Annotated in this window: 4 protein-coding genes; all 4 read left to right on the top strand. The window is 51.3% G+C overall.

Annotated features, from left to right (window positions below; all coding sequences use genetic code 11):
• Positions 1–384 (top strand): efflux RND transporter permease subunit (locus AC2VLY_RS14145; protein ID WP_486922500.1); only part of this gene is annotated, 384 nt, incomplete at its 5' end.
• Between the two features lie 88 nt (positions 385–472).
• The gene (gene wrbA, locus AC2VLY_RS14140) at positions 473–1,075 is read left to right on the top strand and encodes an NAD(P)H:quinone oxidoreductase (RefSeq protein ID WP_486891703.1); all 603 of its coding nucleotides are present in this window, start codon (positions 473–475) and stop codon (positions 1,073–1,075) included.
• 93 nt (positions 1,076–1,168) lie between these two features.
• Positions 1,169–1,258 carry a mechanosensitive ion channel domain-containing protein gene (locus AC2VLY_RS14135; RefSeq protein WP_413773181.1) on the top strand — a complete coding sequence of 30 codons (90 nt, stop codon included), beginning with the start codon at positions 1,169–1,171 and terminating at the stop codon, positions 1,256–1,258.
• A gap of 25 nt (positions 1,259–1,283) precedes the next feature.
• Complete coding sequence (locus tag AC2VLY_RS14130; protein ID WP_010642390.1) at positions 1,284–1,547, top strand: mechanosensitive ion channel family protein; 264 nt, start codon at positions 1,284–1,286, stop codon at positions 1,545–1,547.
• Positions 1,548–1,838: the final 291 nt, after the last annotated feature.

The following is a 1,838-nucleotide window of genomic DNA, read 5'->3' as shown; positions in this document are numbered from 1 at the left end:
ATCAGTCTCGGCGCTTCCAGTGTCAATATTTACTCGGAAGTAGGGATGGTCATGCTGATTGGTCTGATTGCCAAGCAGGGAATTCTGATTGTGCAGTTTGCCCGGGTCATGCAGGAAGAAAAGCAACTGGACAAACGCCATGCTGTCGTGGAAGCCGCCACTTTACGGCTACGTCCCATTTTGATGACGGTGGCAGCCATGATTGCCGGAGCCGTGCCACTGCTTTTTGCCAGTGGTGGTAATGCCGATGCCCGATTCTCCATGGGTCTGGTCATTGTCAGTGGCCTGGGCTTTGGGTCCCTGGTGTCCCTGTTTGTGATTCCGGCCTTTTATGTGTGGTTTGGGCGATCGGTGCATCACCATGCGTTAAAGGCGGAGTCGTGAGTCATGTTGACCAACAAATACCTGCTTAACAAATCCCTCCAAAAGGTTTTTACTGGCGATTCCTCTCTCATTATCAAAGGAGCGCATTATGCCTAAAGTTCTGGTTCTTTATCATAGTTTGTGGGGGCACATTGAAACAATGGCGGGCGCTGTTGCCGAAGGGGCAAGCTCTGTAGAAGGGGTCACTGTGGACATCAAGCGGGTGCCCGAAAGCATGTCGGCAGAAAAGCTGGCGGCGGTACATGCCAAAACCGGGCAGGCGGCCCCGGAGGCGCATCCTGATGATCTGGCGAATTACGATGCCATTATATTTGGTACGCCGACGCGCTTCGGGAATATGAGCGGACAAATGCGCAACTTTCTGGACCGCACCGGAAACCTCTGGCAGGAAGGTAAACTGGTGGGAAAGGTCGGCAGTGTATTTGCCAGTACGGCAACCCAGCACGGTGGCCAGGAAACGACCATTACGTCCTTTCACAGCTTTTTGTTCCATCAAGGGATGATTGTGGTAGGGGTGCCCTATAGTTGTCCGGAACTGACCAACATGGATGAAATCACGGGCGGAACACCCTACGGCGCCACAACGCTTTCCAAAGGCGATGGCAGTCGTCAGCCCAGCGCCAATGAGTTGGCGATTGCCCGGTTTCAGGGGCAGCACGTAGCGGCTATTACTCAAAAACTAAGCGACTAATTTGCTGGTGGCGCACGGTAAAAAATGTTTACTGTGCGTCTTGTGGATCTGCGTATTGAACACGCGTTGTGATTTATTGTCAGTCAGCACAAGGTGGGAGATTTCGTTCAGATAAACGATACCATGGGAACCATCGAAGAAATCGGGTTGTTTTTTTACCGGTATCAACACCCCGAACAATGACCGGCTTTATCACGGCAATGCCAAAGTGCTGGACGGTACCATTGAAAACTATTCATCCAATGCCTATCGTCGCGTTGAACTCAAGTGTCAGTTGGCCAGCGATGTTGATCATGTGCATGCCAGCGAACTGTTGCGCCAGAATCTTGCAAAAATTCCCAATGTGCTCAGTGATCCTGCGCCACTGGTAGAAATTTTTGAATTTACGGATATCGGCCCCAAATGGGCGGTTTTTCGTTACGGTTTGGCCAAACAGGTCTGGATCGATCAGCAGGGTACCCCAAAAGTCTGATTCAAGGTTTTTGTTCCCCCAATATCCCGCTGGGGGCATTTTTTATGGACAATTTTGATCGTGACGTTCCTGGCTGAACACGAAGCTATTTATCCTAAAAACGGCAGTTGCTGTGGGTGCTTTTTGCTCCATTGTTCCTTGCCTGTTGTTCTAAGGCTCATCCTGCTGTCAGGAGAGAACTCGCCCTACGGGCTCAAACAGCTCTCCTGACGGGCGCTGGATTTCGCCAGGAACAACAACGGCTCGAAACAAAAGTCGCTGCAAAGCACCCACGGCAACTGCCGTTTTTAG

Source organism: Acidithiobacillus sp. TH-A36 (assembly GCF_057473445.1).
This window is presented reverse-complemented; position numbering and strand designations above follow the sequence as displayed.